A 16,786-nucleotide genomic window follows, 5' to 3' on the forward strand; every position below is an offset into this window, starting at 1 on the left:
TCCGGGGCCGTTCTCTCAGGCTGCCGACGCCTTGCTTCTCTCTCAGGAACCCCTCAGGGGGCCCTCAGTTGTCGTCCTCGTCGATCAGGAAGCCGCGCATCGGGGACGGCGCCTGGCCCATGGGGGACGGGCCCTGCGGACGTACCGGTGCCATCGGCTGGGTCATCGCCGGGGACATCTGCTGCTGGCCGCCGTAGGACGGACCGGACGGGCTGGGCGCGCCGCCCATCGACTGGTTGCCGCCGTAGGACGGGGCGCTCGCGCCGGCCGGGGCCATCGAGGGCGCCGGGGACGGCGGCAGCGACGCGGCCGCGGGGGTGCGCGGCGGGGCCAGCGAGTCGTCGGCCTGGGTCTCCAGCTGGCGCAGCTGCGACTCCAGGTACGACTTCAGTCGCGTGCGGTACTCGCGCTCGAAGCCGCGCAGGTCCTCGACCTTGCGCTCCAGCGTGGCGCGGGCGGACTCCAGCGAGCCCATCGCGACGCGGTGCTTCTCCTGCGCGTCCCGCTCCAGGGCGTCGGCCTTGGCACGGGCGTCACGCTCAAGACCCTCGGCGCGCGAACGGGCCTCGCCGACGATCTTGTTGGCCTCGGAACGGGCCTCGGCGATCGCCTGGTCGGCGGTCTGCTGGGCCAGCGACAGGACGCGCGCGGCGCTGTCGCCACCGGGACCCTGACCCATCGGGCCGGGACCGCCCATGGGGTTCGGGCCGCCCATCGGACCCGGACCCATCTGGCCCTGCATCGGACCGGGGCCCTGACCCATCGGGCCGGGACCCTGACCCATCGGGCCGGGGCCCTGCGGGCCCTGTCCGCCGGGGCCGGCGGGCAGCTGCGGGGCACCGCTCGGCAGCTGGGGCGGGCCACCCATGGGGCCGCCCATCTGCTGCTGCGGCGGGCCCGATATGCCGGCGGGCACCGGAGCGCCGGGACCTCGCATGCCCTGCTGCGGCATGCCGCCCTGCTGGGGCATCCCGCCCTGCTGGGGCATGCCGCCCTGCTGGGGCATGCCGGGGCCGCCGGGACCCTGCTGCGGGTGCTGCTGGTCCTGCTGCTCCGGGGGCTTGCGCATGTTCTGCTGGTTCTGCGCGGCGGCCCGGGTGGCGGCGGCCAGCTTGGCGCGCAGGTCCTCGTTCTCCCGGAGCAGGCGGGTCAGCTCGGCCTCGACCTCGTCGAGGAAGGCATCGACCTCGTCCTCGTCATAGCCTTCTCGGAGGCGGACGGTCGTGAACTGCTTGTTCCGCACGTCCTCGGGGGTCAACGGCATCTCTTCACCTCAACGTAGTCATCGGCAGTCGGCAAGACCGTATCGTCCACATTCACGTCGCGAGGTTCCCCACGATGTAGATCAGGATGTAGACGATGATCATCAGGACGAAGAAGGACAGGTCGAGCGCCACGCCCCCGAGACGCAGCGGCGGGATGAACCGCCGCAGAAGCTTCAACGGTGGATCGGTGACAGTGTAGGTGGCCTCAAGAACGACCACCATCGCCTTGCCGGGTTGCCACGAGCGGGCGAACTGGAACACGTAATCCATGACCAGACGGAAGATCAGCACGATGAGGAACACCATCAGCGCGATGTAGAGAACCTCCATGGCCACGCCCATGATCGGTGCTTCCCTCTCCCCTGTTCCGTGCCTGTTTTCCGGTGGTGCGTCTCAGCTCTGGTTGAAGAACCCGCCCTCTGCGATGCGGGCCTTGTCCTCCGCCGTGACATCGACGTTAGCAGGCGACAACAGAAACACCTTCTGTGTCACCCGCTCGATGCTGCCGTGAAGACCGAACACCAGACCGGCGGCAAAGTCGACAAGTCGCTTCGCGTCGGTGTCGTCCATCTCCGTCAGATTCATGATCACCGGGGTGCCTTCACGGAAGTGTTCCCCGATGGTACGGGCCTCGTTGTAGGTCCGGGGGTGAAGTGTGGTGATCCGGTACGGCTCACGTTCGGACACGACCTTGGGCATGATCACCGGTGCGTTCTTCTCCAGGCTCGCGCGTTCTTGTGTGATGGATGCCACGGGCGCGATGCGCGCCGGACGAGGCGATTCCGCCGGGAGCGAAGCGGAATGGGACACAGGTTCACGTGGCGCCGGAGGCTGCACCACGCGCACCGGTTCATCCCTTTGGGGCTGATGTGTTCCGTGCGGCTGGTGCGACGGTTCGTGCCGTCGGCGGTCCCGCTCGGGCTCCGGGTCGAGTTCGGGTTCGAAGTCGTCATCGGGGTCGAAACCCCGGCCGTCGTACCCATCGTCCTCCACGAGGCCGAGGTAGACCGCCATCTTGCGCATCGCGCCGGCCATGCTCTGAGTCCTCCGCTCTGTGGTGGATCGACTGACGACCGCCAAGTCCCCGCGATCCACGAGGTCGTTGCGCCTTCTTCGGCGGTATTGACCATATTTTCTGCTGTGGTCCGACTTCTTGGCGACGTTACCCGAGCCTGGGGCGGACTCCGAGTACCGCGGTGCCGACGCGCACATGTGTCGCTCCGGCGGCCACGGCCTGCTCGAGGTCCGCGCTCATCCCTGCCGAGACCATGGTGGCAGCCGGATGGGTCCGGCGCAGGTAGGTCGACAAATCCATGAGCCGTTCGAAGGCGGCCTGTTGGCGTCCGGCGTACTCCCCGGTCAGCGGGGCGACGGTCATCAGCCCGTCGAGCCGCAGCCCTTCGGCGTCCGCGATCCGGTCGGCCAACTCCTCGGTCCCGCCCGGGGCCACGCCGCCTCTCTCGCCCCGGCCGCTCTCCCCGGCGTCCAGCGCGACCTGGATGAGGCACCCCAGTTCGCGCTCCGCGCGCACGGCCTCCCTGGAGAGCGCCGTGACCAGCCGGGAGCGGTCCACCGACTGCACGACGTCCGCGTAACCGACGACGGACCGCACCTTGTTGGTCTGAAGTTGACCGACAAAATGCCAACTCAAGGGCAAATCCGAACATTCAGCGGCCTTCGGTGCCGCGTCCTGGTCGCGGTTCTCGGCGACGTGCCGCACTCCGAGGTCGGCCAGCATCCGCACGTCCGCCGCCGGGTAGGTCTTGGTGACCACGATGAGGGTCACCTCTTCGCGCGGGCGTCCCGCGGCGGCGCACGCGGCGGCGATGCGCTCCTGAACCCTCGCCAGGTTCCCGGCCAGTTCGTCCTTACGTTCCGTCATGCCTCATCAGTCCAGCCAGACATAGCCCGCGAGCCGACCGGTGGTGCGGTCGCGGCGGTAGGAGAAGTGGTCGTGCGACTCACGCGTGCACACCGGCGACTGCTCCCGGTCGTGCACGCCCAGGCGTTCGAGTTGCGCGTGCACCCCGGCGCTCACGTCGAGCGCCGGCGTACCCCAACTCGTCTCGGCGTACGCCGCCGGCTCGATGGCGCCCACCTCCGCGCGCATCGCCTCGGGCACTTCGTAGCAGCGGCCGCACACCGCCGGTCCGGTACGGGCGGCGATCCGGGCCGGGTCGGCGCCGAGTTCCACCATGGCCCGCACGGCGGCGGGCACCACCCCGGCCACCATCCCGGGCCGCCCCGCGTGGGCCGCGGCGACGATCCCGGCACCCGGGTCGGCGAGCAGCACCGGCGTGCAGTCGGCGGTGAGGACGGCGAGGGCGATACCCCGCCGGGTGGTGACGAGCGCGTCGACGCAGGGGATGCCGGCCGCGGCGTCCCACGGTCCGTCGACGACCGCCACCTCCGCGCCGTGCACCTGGTTCATCCAGACCACCCGGGCCGGGTCCAGTCCCAGGGACTTGGCGGCCAGTTCGCGGTTGGTCCCCACGGCGGCCGGGTCGTCGCCGACCGCGCCGCCCAGGTTCAGCTCCTCGTACGGAACGGCGCTCACCCCGCCCCACCGGTCGGTGAAGGCGAAGTGCGCGCCGTTCACGGTGTCGCGCTGTCCTATCACTTCAGGAAGTCCGGCACGTCCAGTTCCTCGGCCGCGCTGTCGGTGTAGGTCCGCGGCGCCGGCGGGGCCGGCGGCGGGGTGAGGTCGCTCAGCGGCTCCGGCGCGACCGGCTCCGGCTCCTCCTTCGGCTTCACGCTGCCGAGCGAGCCGAAGGTCGGGCGGTTCTCGGGCTGCCGTACCTGCGCGGAGTCCTCGCGGCGCGCGGAGGACGAGGCGGACGACGAGGACGAGGCCGCCGAACCGAGGACGTTGTCCCGGCGGGCCGGGGGCTGGCCGCCGTCGAAGCCGGCCGCGATAACGGTCACCCGCACCTCGTCGCCGAGGGCGTCGTCGATGACCGCGCCGAAGATGATGTTGGCCTCGGGGTGGGCGGCTTCGCTGACCAGCTGGGCGGCCTCGTTGATCTCGAACAGACCGAGGTCGGAGCCGCCGGAGATGGAGAGCAGCACCCCGCGGGCGCCGTCGATGGAGGCTTCGAGCAGCGGGGAGGAGATCGCCATCTCGGCGGCGGCCACCGCGCGGTCGTCGCCGCGCGCCGAGCCGATGCCCATGAGGGCGGAACCCGCCTCGGACATGACCGACTTGACGTCGGCGAAGTCCAGGTTGATCAGGCCGGGGGTGGTGATCAGGTCGGTGATGCCCTGCACACCGGACAGCAGCACCTGGTCCGCGGACTTGAACGCGTCGAGCACGCTGACCTGGCGGTCCGAGATGGACAGCAGCCGGTCGTTGGGGATGACGATGAGGGTGTCGACCTCTTCGCGGAGTTCGGCGATGCCGTCCTCGGCCTGGTTGGCCCGGCGCCGCCCCTCGAAGGTGAACGGGCGCGTGACCACGCCGATGGTGAGGGCGCCCAGGGAGCGCGCGATGTTGGCCACGACCGGCGCGCCGCCGGTGCCGGTGCCGCCGCCTTCACCGGCCGTCACGAAGACCATGTCGGCCCCCTTGAGGACCTCTTCGATCTCTTCGCGGTGGTCCTCGGCGGCCTTGCGGCCGACGGCCGGGTTGGCGCCGGCGCCAAGTCCGCGGGTCAGTTCGCGGCCGACGTCCAGCTTGACGTCGGCGTCGCTCATCAACAGCGCCTGCGCGTCGGTGTTGATGGCGATGAACTCGACGCCCTTGAGACCGACTTCGATCATCCGGTTGATGGCATTGACACCACCGCCGCCGACACCGATGACCTTGATGACTGCGAGGTAGTTCTGCGGTGCTGCCACGTCGAAGGCCTCTCGCCTCGAATTACGTCGCCGTCGTTGCGCGCTGTCCGCGCCGCGACGGCTGATGCCGAATGGGACGGTCCGTAACGCCGACCCGAACCCTAACCCTGAAGTTTAGGGTTACCAGTGTGCCTGTTCCTTGAAGTCTTCTGAACAGGACACTAAGTCGACAAGTGGCGCCCGTTCAACGAACACGCCGAACCTCCCGTTTTTCTTTTCACCCTATGTGATCAGGCATAGCGGTGCCCAACCAGGGTCATGGCCTGCGCGTATACCCGTCAACTGCCCGATGACGCAGGCGCGATGGGGACGCTGACGTCGAAGTGCCGGGCGCCCGGCGAGGCTTTCATCAGCGCGGTGAGCGCGCGGGCCTTCTCGGCGCCGCCCTCGCCGCTGCCCCACACCACCGTCCGGCCCCCGCTCAACTCCAGCGAGATGTCGTCGTAGGTACGGACCTTGACGGCCCGGGTCTGGTGGGAGACCGCGGCCGGGATGCGCCCGGCGACCGTGACGGCCTCGCGCACCAGGCGGGCCTCGCCGAAGCGCCGCAGGCTCGCGGCCGCGGAGGCCGAGCGGGAAAGGGACAATTCGAGGACGGGCACGCCTTTCGGCGCCTGCGCGACCGTGGCGAACCGGACGCCCCGGGCGTCCACTTCGACGAACTTTCCGCCCTTTTCCTCCACCATGACCGCGGTCCGCTCGACCACTTTCAGCTCGATTCCGTGCGGCCATGAACGAACGACGGCAACCGAGTCAATTCGGGGCAATTGACGGCGCAGCCGGGCCGCGACCGCGGCGGTGTCGACGGAAATGAGCGGATCGCCCACCGGGACGGCCGCGGCCGAGCGCACCTGTGCGGGGGTCAACGCCCGGGTGCCGGAGACGGATACCCGCTCCACCCGGGTCCACGCCGAGCCGTACAGGACCCAGAGGGTCCCGCCGCCGAGCAGGACCACGGCCAGGCCCAGGATGACGATCGTACGAAGAGGGGGCCGCCGCAGCCGACGGATCCGGGGCGGGCCGGACGACTCCTGCTGGCGTTCACCGCGTTCGGCGGTCGTCCGTCCGGCCACGCTCTCAAACCCCTTCGTCCATATGGTCCTAACGGCGCGAGGCGATGGCCTCGTACACCATGCCGACGAGCAGGTCGTCGGCGTCCCGGCGGCCGAACTCACCGGCGGCACGGGACATCTGGTACAGCCGGTGCGGATCGGCGAGCACGGGCAGGACCTGCTGCTGCACCCACTCCGGGGTGAGGTCCGCGTCGTCGACCAGCAGTCCGCCGCCCGCCTTGACCACCGGCTGGGCGTTCAGTCGCTGTTCGCCGTTGCCGATGGGCAGCGGGACATAGGCGGCCGGGAGCCCGACGGCGGAGAGTTCGGCGACGGTCATCGCGCCCGCGCGGCAGAGCATCATGTCGGCCGCGGCGTACGCGAGGTCCATCCGGTCCAGATAACTTACCGGGATGTAGGGGGGCATACCCGGCATCTGGTGCACGCGCGGCAGTTCGTTCTTCGGGCCGACGGCGTGCAGGATCTGGATGCCCGCCTGCTGCAGCCAGGGCGCGACCTGCTGGACCACCTCGTTGAGCCGGCGGGCGCCCTGCGAGCCGCCGGTGACCAGCAGCGTGGGCAGGTTGGGGTCGAGCCCGAACGCAGCGCGGGCCTCGGGACGCACGGCGGCCCGGTCCAGGGTGGCGATCGCCCGGCGCAGCGGGATGCCGATGTAGCGGGCGCCGCGCAGCTTGCTGTCCGGGGTGGAGACGGCGACCTGGGCGGCGTAGCGCGAGCCGATCTTGTTGGCCAGGCCCGGGCGGGCGTTGGCCTCGTGGATCACGATGGGCACACCGCGCCGCTTGGCGGCGAGGTAGCCGGGCAGGGCGACGTAGCCGCCGAAGCCGACCACGGCGTCGGCCTTGGTGCGTTCCAGGATCTGCTCGGCGGCCCTGATCGTGCCGCGCAGCCGGCCCGGGACGGTGATCAGCTCGGGCGTGGGCTTGCGCGGCAGCGGGACCGCCGGGATCAGCGCCAGCTCGTAGCCGCGCTCCGGGACGAGCCGGGTCTCAAGGCCCCGCTCCGTGCCCAGGGCCGTGATCCCCACGGTCGGGTCCTGCCTGCGCAGGGCGTCCGCGAGGGCGAGCGCGGGCTCGATGTGGCCCGCGGTACCTCCGCCGGCGAGTACGACATGCACCGAAATTCACCGCTCTCCGGACGAACGCGCCGCCGAGGCGCGCCGTCGCATCGTGTTCCATCTGCTGGGCCCCTGACCGGACCCCTGCCCCGATCCTGCCCCGGATCGCCGGCCCGAGCCACGGCCGGATCCGCCGGCGGACTCCCGGCCGGGAATCCGGCCGAAGGCCCGATCGGGCTTCCGGCCGGTTCTCCGGCCGGCCGCGGAGCCTGACGCACGCTTTCTACCAAAGCGAGGTTGCCGCATGGCAAGTGCCGCCCGCGCGGCGGGCTCGTCACGCGCGAAGGCGATCAGCAGCCCGATGGCGAACATCGTCGGCAGCAGGGCGGATCCTCCGTAGGAGAACAGCGGGAGCGGGACACCGGCGATCGGCAGCAGGCCGAGCACCGCACCGATGTTGATCACCGCCTGCGCGATGATCCAGGTGGTCACGCCTCCCGCGGCGTACCTCACGAAGGGATCCTCCGTGCGTCCGGCCACGCGGATGCCCGCATAGCCTAGAGCCGCGAACAGGGCGAGCACCGACAGTGTTCCCGCCAGGCCCAGTTCCTCACCGGTCACGGCGAAGATGAAGTCGGTGTGGGCCTCAGGGAGTTGCCCCCATTTTTCCACACTCGCGCCGAGGCCGGAACCGAAGAATCCGCCGGAGGCCAGGGCGTAGATGCCGTGCACGGCCTGCCAGCACTTGGACACGTCACCGGAACCGACGCACGCGAACCGGTCCAGGCGGTTGGGGCTGGTCTTGATGAGGACCAGCCCGATCAGGCCGGCGACCGAGAGCACGCCCACGAAGAGGCGGGTGGGCGCGCCCGCCAGCCACAGCAGGCCGAACAGGATGGCGGTGAGGATGATCGCGGTGCCCATGTCGCCGCCGAGCATGATGAGCCCGAGCAGCATGAAGCCGACCGGGACGAGCGGTACGAGCATGTGCTTCCACTGCGTGAGCAGCCGCTTCTCCTGCTTGCGCGCGATCAGGTCGGCGGCCCAGAGCACCAGCGCCAGCTTGCCGATCTCGCTGGGCTGGATCTGGAAGGAGCCGCCCAGGGAGATCCAGTTCTGGTTGCCGTTGACCGACATCCCTATCCCCGGCACCTGCACCAGCGCCATCAGGAACACCGCGCCCGCCAGGATCGGGTAGGCCAGCGCCCGGTGCAGTTTCACGGGCATGCGCGCGGCGGCGAGCAGGAGTCCGGCGCCGATCACCGCCGCGAGCAGTTGCTTGCGGAAGAAGTACGAGCCGGGCAGCGCCATCTGCAACGCGGTGACCTGGGAGGCCGAGTAGACCATCACCAGGCCGAGCACGGTGATCAGCGAGCTGCCGCCGAGGATCAGGTAGTACGCGGTGAGCGGCCGGTCCCACGCCTTGCGGGCGCGGGTGACGAGGGTGCGGACGGCGTTGTCGCGGCCGGGGCGGGCGGCGGCGGGCCGCTGGGCGGTGCGTCGCACGGGCGGCCGGCCCGCCCGGCCGCCGGGGCTACCGGGCATCTCCGCCTCCGCCGTCCGTCGGCCGCCCAGGTCCTGTCCGGCGGATCACGCCGCAGCTGCGGGGCCTGCCACGCCCTGCCCCGAGCCCTTCGAGCAGGGGGGGTCCCCCAGCGGCGTTGTCGACGGTCGCCGTGGCTCCACCAGGACTTCCTCCTCCGCCGTGCGGCCGCACGCACCGAGCCCCGCTCACGCGGGCTGACACGCACCGTCGCTGAGCTGCGACATGATCCGCCGGACAGACCCTACGTCCGGCTCGGTTCGCGGGTCCCACGCGTCCCTCCCAAGGTCGCCCGGCAGCGGGGGCGGCCGGGGTCAGCGGGCGCCGAGTTCGCGAACGGCCTCCGCGAACGCGTCACCACGCTGGTTGTAGTTGGCGAACATGTCCATGGAGGCGCAGGCCGGGGCGAGCAGCACCGTGTCGCCGGGCCGGGCGAGCCGCCGCGCCTCCTGGACAGCCTGGAGCATCGCCCCAGTGTCGGTCCGGTCGAGGTCGACGACGGGGACCTGGGGCGCGTGTCGCGTCAGGGCGTCACGGATCAGCGCGCGATCGGCGCCGATGAGGACGGCGCCGCGCATCCGCTTCGCCGAACGCGCGACCAGCTCGTCGAACTCCGCACCCTTCGCCAGGCCGCCCGCAATCCATACGATCGACTCATATGCCCCCAACGAGGCTTCGGCCGCGTGGGTGTTGGTGGCCTTGGAGTCGTCCACGTAGGCGACGCCGTCGACGTCGGCCACGTGCGCGATGCGGTGGGCGTCCGGGGTGAAGGCCCGAAGTCCGTCCCGCACGGCCGTCGCGGGCACGCCGTAGGCGCGCGCGAGGGCCGCCGCGGCAAGGGCGTTGGCGATGTTGTGCGGGGCGGGCGGGCGGACGTCGGAGACCTCCGCCAGCTCCTGGGCGTTCTTGTGCCGGTTCTCGACGAAGGCCCGGTCGACCAGGATGCCCTCCACGACGCCGAGTTGGGAGGGTCCGGGCGTGCCGAGCGTGAAGCCGACGGCGCGGCAGCCCTCTTCGACGTCGGCGGCGCGCACCAGGTCCTCGGTGGCCGGGTCGGCGACGTTGTAGACGCAGGCGACGCGGTTGCCCTCGTAGATACGGCCCTTGTCGGCGGCGTAGGCCTCCATGGAGCCGTGCCAGTCGAGGTGGTCCGGGGCGAGGTTGAGGACGGCGGCGGAGTGGGCGCGCAGCGAGGGCGCCCAGTGCAACTGGTAGCTGGACAGCTCGACGGCGAGGACGTCGTAGCGCTCCTCGCCGAGGACGGCGTCCAGCAGGGAGACGCCGATGTTGCCGACCGCCGCCGTGCGCAGGCCCGCCGCCGTGAGGATGGAGGCGAGCATCTGCACGGTGGTGGTCTTGCCGTTGGTGCCGGTGACGGCCAGCCACGGGGCCGGTTCCCGGCCGTCGAGGCCGCGCAGCCGCCAGGCGAGTTCGACGTCCCCCCAGACCGGGACGCCGGCCTTCCCGGCCGCCTGGAACAGCGGCTTGTCCGGCTTCCAGCCGGGCGCGGTGACGATCAGTTCGGTGCCGTCGGGCAGGGTGTCGCCGTCGCCGAGGCGCACGGTGACGCCCAGGGCCGCCAGTTCGGCGGCCTGCGCGCGGGCGCGCTCGTCGTCGCCGTCGTTGACGACGGTGACGTGCGCGCCGAGGCCGTGCAGGACCTTGGCCGCCGGGATCCCGGAGACTCCGAGTCCGGCGACGGTGACGTTCTTCCCCTGCCAGTCGGTCACTTGTCCGCTGCCCATCCCGCGTAGAAGAGGCCGAGTCCGACGATCACACAGATGCCCTGGATGATCCAGAATCGGACCACGACGAGCACTTCGGACCAGCCCTTGAGTTCGAAGTGGTGCTGGAGTGGCGCCATCCGGAAGACGCGCTTCCCGGTGAGCCGGAAGGAGCCGACCTGGATGACCACCGACATGGTGATGAGCACGAACAGGCCGCCCAGCAACGCGAGCAGCAGCTCGGTGCGGGAGCAGATGGCCAGGCCCGCGAGCACGCCGCCGAGCGCGAGCGAACCGGTGTCGCCCATGAAGATCTTGGCCGGTGAGGTGTTCCACCACAGGAAGCCGAGGCAGGCACCCATCAGCGCGGAGGCGACGACCGCGAGGTCGAGCGGATCGCGCACCTCGTAACAGGCGTTGGGGTTGGTCAGGGTCATCGCGTTGGCGCACGACTCCTGGAACTGCCAGACGCCGATGAAGGTGTAGGCACCGAAGACGAGGACGGAGGCGCCGGTGGCCAGGCCGTCCAGGCCGTCGGTGAGGTTCACGCCGTTCGACATCGCGAGGATCATGAACAGCGCCCAGATCACGAACAGCACTGGGCCGATCGTCCAGCCGAAGTCGGTGATGAACGACAGCTTGGTGGAGGCGGGGGTGTTGCCGCGGTTGTCGGAGAACATCAGCGACAGGACCGCGAAGCCGATGCCGACGATCAGCTGGCCGGCCATCTTCGCCTTGGCGCGCAGACCCAGCGAACGGCGCTTGACGATCTTGATGTAGTCGTCGAGGAAGCCGACCATGCCCATGCCGACCATGAGGCCCAGCACCAGCAGACCGGAGTAGGTCGGCGGCTTGCCCGTGATCACCTTGGACAGGAAGTAGGCGGCGACCGTCGCCAGGATGAAGGCGATGCCGCCCATGGTCGGCGTCCCGCGCTTGCTGGCGTGCTCGCGCGGGCCGTCGTCGCGGATGTACTGGCCGTAGCCCTTGCGGGCCAGCAGCTTGATCAGCAGCGGAGTGCCGACCAGCGTCAGGAAGAGGCCGATGACTCCCGCGAACAGGATCTGGTTCATCATCGGGCGGCGACCTCACCCTCGGCACCGGTCTCGACGAGCGCCTGGGCAACGCTCTCCAGACCGACCGAACGGGACGCCTTCACGAGCACGACGTCCCCCGGGCGCAACTCGCTGCGCAACAGGTCGATCGCCGCCTGTGCGTCGGACACGTGCACCGACTCCTCACCCCACGAACCCTCGTTGTATGCGCCCAGTTGCAGCCAGGACGCTTCCCTGCCCCCGACCGCGACGAGCTTGCTGACGTTGAGCCGGACGGCGAGCCGTCCGACCGCGTCGTGCTCGGCGAGCGCCTCGTCCCCGAGCTCGGCCATCTCGCCGAGCACCGCCCAGGTCCGCCGCCCCCGGCCCATCGCCGCGAGCGCGCGCAGGGCGGCCCGCATGGACTCCGGGTTGGCGTTGTAGGCGTCGTTGACGACGGTCACGCCGTCCGGGCGCTCGGTGACCTCCATCCGCCAGCGGGAGAGGGAGCCCGCCTCGGAGAGCGCGGTGGCGATCTCGGTTGCGGACATGCCCAGCTCATGGGCGACGGCGGCCGCGGCGAGCGCGTTCGACACGTGGTGCTCACCGTACAGGCGCATGGTCACATCGCATGCACCGGAGGGTGTGTGAAGGCTGAAGGAAGGCTGTCCGCTGTCCGTGAGTCTCACGTTCTCGGCGCGTACGTCCGCTTCGTCGGACTCTCCGAAAAGGAGCACCTTCGCCTTCGTACGGGAGGCCATGGCCCGGACCAACGGGTCGTCGGCGTTGAGGACCGCCACCCCGCCCTCCGCGGCCGGCGGCAGGCTCTCGACCAGTTCGCCCTTCGCCTGGGCGATCTGCTCCCGGCCGCCGAACTCGCCGATGTGGGCGCTGCCGACGTTGAGCACGAGGCCCACCCTCGGCGGGGTCAGTTCGGTGAGGTACCTGATGTGGCCGATGCCGCGGGCGCCCATCTCCAGCACGAGGAACTTCGTCTCCTCGGTGGCGCTCAGGGCGGTCAGCGGCAGCCCGATCTCGTTGTTGAGCGAGCCGGGCGTGAACACGGTCGGGGCCTTGCGCCGCAGCACCTGGGCGATCAGGTCCTTGGTGCTGGTCTTGCCCGCGGAGCCGGTCAGGGCGACGAGGGTCGCGCCGAGCCGGGTCACGACGTGGCGGGCGAGGGCGGCGAGGGCGGCCTGGACGTCCTCGACCACGATCGCGGGCACGCCGACGGGGCGGGCGGCCAGCACGGCGACCGCGCCGGCCTCGACGACGGCCGCGGCGAAGTCGTGGCCGTCCACGCGCTCGCCGGCGAAGGCGACGAAGAGGCTGCCGGGCACCGCCTCCCGGGAGTCCCGGACCACGGGTCCGGTCACCTGGACGGACGGATCCGGTATGTCGTGCGTCTGCCCGCCGACGACTGCTGCGATCTCGGCGAGGGAGAGGGCGATCACAAGTTCATCCTCTGGGTCTTCTGGATTTTCGATCCCCGGGCCGTTCGGACGGTCGTCCCTGGGTCTTACGGGCGTTCATCCCTGGCTGTCCCGGGCGTTCATCCCTGGGTGTTCCGGATTGCTTCGCGCAGGACCTCACGATCGTCGAAGGGGCGGATCACGCCCGCGATGTCCTGGCCCTGCTCGTGGCCCTTGCCCGCGATCAGGACCGTGTCCCCGGGCCGCGCGCGGCCGACGGCGGCCGAGATCGCGGCGGCCCGGTCCTCGAACAGGAGCACCTCGCCGCGCTCGTGCGCGGGCACCGAGGCGGCGCCCTGGAGCATGGTGGCGAGGATCGCGAGCGGGTCCTCGGAACGCGGGTTGTCGCTGGTCAGGACGGCGGTGTCGGCGAGCCGGGCCACGGCGGCGCCCATCGGGACGCGTTTGGTGGTGTCCCGGTCACCGCCGCAGCCGAGCACCACGTGCAGGTGCCCCTTGGTGACCTTGCGCAGGGCCTTGAGGACCGACTCGACGGCGTCCGTCTTGTGCGCGTAGTCGACGACCGCGAGGTAGGGCTGCCCGGCGTCGACGCGCTCCAGGCGGCCCGGCACGCCCGGGACGGCGGCGATGCCGTCGGCGGCGCTCTGCGCATCGAGGCCCGCGGCGGCCAGCGCGACGATGGCGGCGAGGGTGTTGGCGACGTTGAAGGGGCCCGCGATCGGGGACCTGGCGGCGATCCGCCGGCCCTCGGGGCCGATCACGGTGAACGTGGAGTCCATCGGTCCGACCTGGACGTCCTCGGCGCGCCAGTCGGCGTCCGGGTGGCCCTCGGCGGAGAAGGTGACGACCGGGACGCCGGCCTCCCGCACGAGCCTGCGGCCGTACTCGTCGTCGTGGTTGACCACTCCGAGCCTGCTGCGGGCGGGCGTGAAGAGCTGCGCCTTGGCCTGGAAGTAGTCCTCCATGCCGGAGTGGAACTCCATGTGCTCCGGGCTGAGGTTGGTGAAGACGGCGATGTCGAAGACGCAGCCGTCGACCCGGCCGAGCACCAGGGCGTGGCTGGAGACCTCCATGGCGACCGCCTCGACACCGCGCTCGCGCATGACGGCGAACAGGGCCTGGAGGTCCGTGGCCTCGGGGGTGGTCCGCTCGGACTTGATGCGCTCCTCGCCGATGCGCATCTCCACCGTGCCGATCAGCCCGGTGGACTTCGCGGTCTTCAGGCCGCCCTCGACGAGGTAGGCGGTGGTGGTCTTGCCGGAGGTGCCGGTGATGCCGATCTGGAGCAGGTCGCGGCCGGGCCGGCCGTAGATCGTTGCGGCCAGCTCGCCCATCCGCGCGCGCGGGTCCTCGACGGCCAGGACCGGCAGTCCGGTCGCGGCGGCGCGCTCGGCGCCGGCCGGGTCGGTGAGCACGGCGACGGCGCCCAGGCTCGCCGCCTGGGTGACGAAGTCGGCGCCGTGCGCGCGGGCTCCGGGCAGGGCGGCGTACAGGTCGCCGGGGCGCACGGCGCGCGAGTCGTGGGTGATGCCCGTGACCTCGGCGGTGCTGTCCGGCTGCGCGGTACCCAGCTGACCGGCCAGCTCCGCGAGGGTGACGGCGAAGACCTGGACCGGCCGCGGCGGCCCCGGATATGTCACGGAAGCGCCCTTCTGGGTGGTTTGGGACTGATCAGGGTGTGGCACGGCGGTGAGCGTACCGGGCGTACCCGCCTGCGGGCGAAGCGAGGGCGCGGGCTCCGGGCGGTTCCCGGGTTCCGGGGTGATCGTTGTCACGGGCTGGTTCCTGGTGGTTCTGTTCCGGTGGTACGGGCTCCGGCGGGTGCTGCGGTGCCGGTCGGGGCCGTGGGGGCGCTCGGGGTCAGGGCTTGAAGTCGACGGGCAGGTTGGCGGCCTGCGCACCGGTCGGCGGCACCTGCAGCGTCTTCAGCGCGAACGCCATGACCTGCTTGTAGATCGGACCGCAGATCTGGCCGCCGTAGTAGCTGCCCTTGGTGGCGTTCTGGATCGCGCAGTAGACGGTGACGCGGGGGTTGTCGGCGGGCGCGAACCCGGCGAAGGACGACGTGTAGCCGCGGTATCTGCCGGTGGCCGGATCCACACGGTTGGCCGTACCCGTCTTGCCGGCGACGCGGTAGCCGGGGATGCGCGCCTTCAGGCCGGTGCCCTGCTCGTCGTCGACGACGGACTCCAGCATCTGCGCCAGTTCCTTCGCCGTCTGCGCGCTCACGACCCGGCGCTTGCCGGGCTCGGCGGCGGGGCTGAAACGGCCGTCGGGGCCCTTGGTGCCGCGCACCAGGGACGGCTGGATCCGGACCCCGCCGTTGGCGATCGTCGAGTAGATGGACGCCGCCTGCAAGGCGTTGATGGAGAAGCCCTGGCCGAACGGGATCGTGTACTGCTGCGAAGTGGACCACTTCTCGGGCGGCGCCAGGATGCCCTTCGTCTCGCCGGGGAGACCGGTGCCGGTGTAGCTGCCGATGCCGAACTTGCGCAGGTAGGAGTAGAGGACCTTGTTGGCCTCCGGCTGCGTCGGGCCGAGCCGGCCGGTGGCCAGGATGGTGCCGATGTTGCTGGACTTGGCGAGCACGCCGTTGAGCGTGAGGTACCAGGTGTCGTGGTCGACGTCGTCCTGGAAGAGCCGGTCGCCGCGGTGCAGCCGGTTGGGCACGACGACGTGCGTGAGCGGTGTGGCCGCGTGCTTCTCCAGTACGGCGGCCATCGACATGACCTTGGCGGTGGAGCCGGGCTCGAAGGCGTCCTGGACGGCGGCGTTGCCGAGCGCGGCCGGGTCGGCGTGGGCCAGGTCGCCCGGGTCGAAGCCCGGGGAGTTCGCCATGGCGAGGATCTGGCCGGTCCGGGTGTCCTGCACGATCACGTAACCGCGGTCCGCCTGGGACTTGCGCACCTGCTCGGTGATGGCGTTCTGCGCGGCCCACTGGATGTCGCGGTCGATGGTCAGCTCGACGTCGGTGCCCGGCACGGCCGGCGTCCCGCTGGAGCCCGCGGTGGGCACCTCCCGGCCGCCGGACTGGGTGTAGCGGATCTTGCCGGGCTTGCCGGACAGCTGCTTGTCCAGCTGCCGCTCGATGCCTCCGCCGCCCTTGCCCTCGGCGTCGACCCAGCCGAGGAGCGCGGCGGCGAGGTCGCCGCCCGGGTACACGCGCTGGGTGCTGGTCTGGGAGAGCACTCCGGCGAGGACGTTGACGGTCGACTTGTCCGTCTGCGCCTTCTTGGCGAGCGCGGCCTTCAGGTCCTTGATCTGGGTCCACACCTGCGGTGTCTGACGGCGGGCCAGCAGCACGTACCGCGTGTTCGGCGTCCGCAGCTTCTTCGCGAGACCGGCCTGGTCCTGGCCGAGGATCGGGGCGAGCAGCGCGGCGGCCTGTTCGGGGCCGTCGCCGACCTTCAGGGCCTCGCGGGTGAACAGGGTCGGGTCGGCCGTGATGTCCTCGGCGTCCACGCTGCTGGCGAGGGCCACGCCGTTGCGGTCGGTGATGTCGCCGCGCTCGGCGGCGATGGTGTGGACCACGTAGCGGTTCGCGTCGGCCTTGGCGGCGTAGGCGCTCGCGTCGACGGCCTGCACCTGGAGCAGCCGCACCACGAAGACGAGCATCACCACGGTCAGCGCGAGGGCGACCATGCGCAGCCTGGGGCGCGGGCTGCCCAGGCGCAGGACGCGCACCGGCGGGGGCCGCCAGGTGGAGCTGGGGCGGCGGGCCGGACGGGCGCCGGGGCCGGGGCGGGGCCGGCCGCCGCCGGGGCGGGCGGGCCTGGCGGGTCCGGGCACGCGGCGGCGCGGCGGTTCCCTGTCGGACACT

The 16,786-nt window shown here is 71.2% G+C and carries 14 protein-coding genes; all 14 read right to left on the reverse strand.

Translation table 11 applies throughout. From position 1 onward, the window contains the following. Positions 1–64: 64 nt before the first annotated feature. Positions 65–1,264, reverse strand: coding sequence for a DivIVA domain-containing protein (locus AB0G56_RS03560; protein WP_360962961.1), 1,200 nt, complete (start codon positions 1,262–1,264; stop codon positions 65–67). Positions 1,265–1,316: 52 nt separating this feature from the next. Further along, complete coding sequence (locus AB0G56_RS03565) at positions 1,317–1,607, reverse strand: YggT family protein (protein WP_009188102.1); 291 nt, start codon at positions 1,605–1,607, stop codon at positions 1,317–1,319. 51 nt (positions 1,608–1,658) lie between these two features. Then, positions 1,659–2,300 carry a cell division protein SepF gene (gene sepF, locus AB0G56_RS03570; protein WP_037863360.1) on the reverse strand — a complete coding sequence of 214 codons (642 nt, stop codon included), beginning with the start codon at positions 2,298–2,300 and terminating at the stop codon, positions 1,659–1,661. A 127-nt stretch (positions 2,301–2,427) separates the two neighbouring features. Continuing rightward, the gene (locus AB0G56_RS03575; RefSeq protein WP_360962964.1) at positions 2,428–3,147 is read right to left on the reverse strand and encodes a YggS family pyridoxal phosphate-dependent enzyme; all 720 of its coding nucleotides are present in this window, start codon (positions 3,145–3,147) and stop codon (positions 2,428–2,430) included. A gap of 6 nt (positions 3,148–3,153) precedes the next feature. Continuing rightward, positions 3,154–3,885 carry a peptidoglycan editing factor PgeF gene (gene pgeF, locus AB0G56_RS03580; RefSeq protein WP_360962967.1) on the reverse strand — a complete coding sequence of 244 codons (732 nt, stop codon included), beginning with the start codon at positions 3,883–3,885 and terminating at the stop codon, positions 3,154–3,156. Next, positions 3,882–5,102: a cell division protein FtsZ gene (gene ftsZ / locus AB0G56_RS03585; protein WP_360962970.1), complete on the reverse strand. Its 1,221-nt coding sequence runs from the start codon at positions 5,100–5,102 to the stop codon at positions 3,882–3,884. The genes pgeF and ftsZ overlap by 4 nt, the downstream gene beginning before the upstream one ends. 278 nt (positions 5,103–5,380) lie before the next feature. After that, positions 5,381–6,175 carry an FtsQ-type POTRA domain-containing protein gene (locus tag AB0G56_RS03590; RefSeq protein WP_360962973.1) on the reverse strand — a complete coding sequence of 265 codons (795 nt, stop codon included), beginning with the start codon at positions 6,173–6,175 and terminating at the stop codon, positions 5,381–5,383. Positions 6,176–6,203: 28 nt separating this feature from the next. Beyond that, positions 6,204–7,292 carry an undecaprenyldiphospho-muramoylpentapeptide beta-N-acetylglucosaminyltransferase gene (gene murG / locus AB0G56_RS03595; protein WP_360962975.1) on the reverse strand — a complete coding sequence of 363 codons (1,089 nt, stop codon included), beginning with the start codon at positions 7,290–7,292 and terminating at the stop codon, positions 6,204–6,206. A 6-nt stretch (positions 7,293–7,298) separates the two neighbouring features. Continuing rightward, positions 7,299–8,777 (reverse strand): putative lipid II flippase FtsW, encoded by a 1,479-nt coding sequence (gene ftsW / locus AB0G56_RS03600; protein WP_360962978.1) that lies wholly within the window; start codon positions 8,775–8,777, stop codon positions 7,299–7,301. 312 nt (positions 8,778–9,089) lie between these two features. Beyond that, positions 9,090–10,520 carry a UDP-N-acetylmuramoyl-L-alanine--D-glutamate ligase gene (gene murD / locus AB0G56_RS03605; protein WP_360962981.1) on the reverse strand — a complete coding sequence of 477 codons (1,431 nt, stop codon included), beginning with the start codon at positions 10,518–10,520 and terminating at the stop codon, positions 9,090–9,092. Then, complete coding sequence (mraY, locus tag AB0G56_RS03610) at positions 10,502–11,575, reverse strand: phospho-N-acetylmuramoyl-pentapeptide-transferase (protein WP_360962984.1); 1,074 nt, start codon at positions 11,573–11,575, stop codon at positions 10,502–10,504. Before mraY ends, murD begins: the two co-directional genes overlap by 19 nt. Further along, on the reverse strand, positions 11,572–12,987 hold the full coding sequence (gene murF, locus AB0G56_RS03615) for a UDP-N-acetylmuramoyl-tripeptide--D-alanyl-D-alanine ligase (RefSeq protein ID WP_360962987.1): 1,416 nt from the start codon (positions 12,985–12,987) through the stop codon (positions 11,572–11,574). Before murF ends, mraY begins: the two co-directional genes overlap by 4 nt. A gap of 98 nt (positions 12,988–13,085) precedes the next feature. After that, positions 13,086–14,606, reverse strand: a complete 1,521-nt coding sequence (locus tag AB0G56_RS03620; RefSeq protein ID WP_360962990.1) for a UDP-N-acetylmuramoyl-L-alanyl-D-glutamate--2,6-diaminopimelate ligase — start codon at positions 14,604–14,606, stop codon at positions 13,086–13,088. 220 nt (positions 14,607–14,826) lie between these two features. Further along, entirely contained in the window at positions 14,827–16,785 is a 1,959-nt protein-coding gene (locus tag AB0G56_RS03625; RefSeq protein ID WP_360962993.1) for a penicillin-binding protein 2, read from the reverse strand. Position 16,786: the final 1 nt, after the last annotated feature.

Source organism: Streptomyces sp. NPDC021356, from assembly GCF_040641015.1.
Classification (GTDB): Bacteria; Actinomycetota; Actinomycetes; order Streptomycetales; family Streptomycetaceae; genus Streptomyces.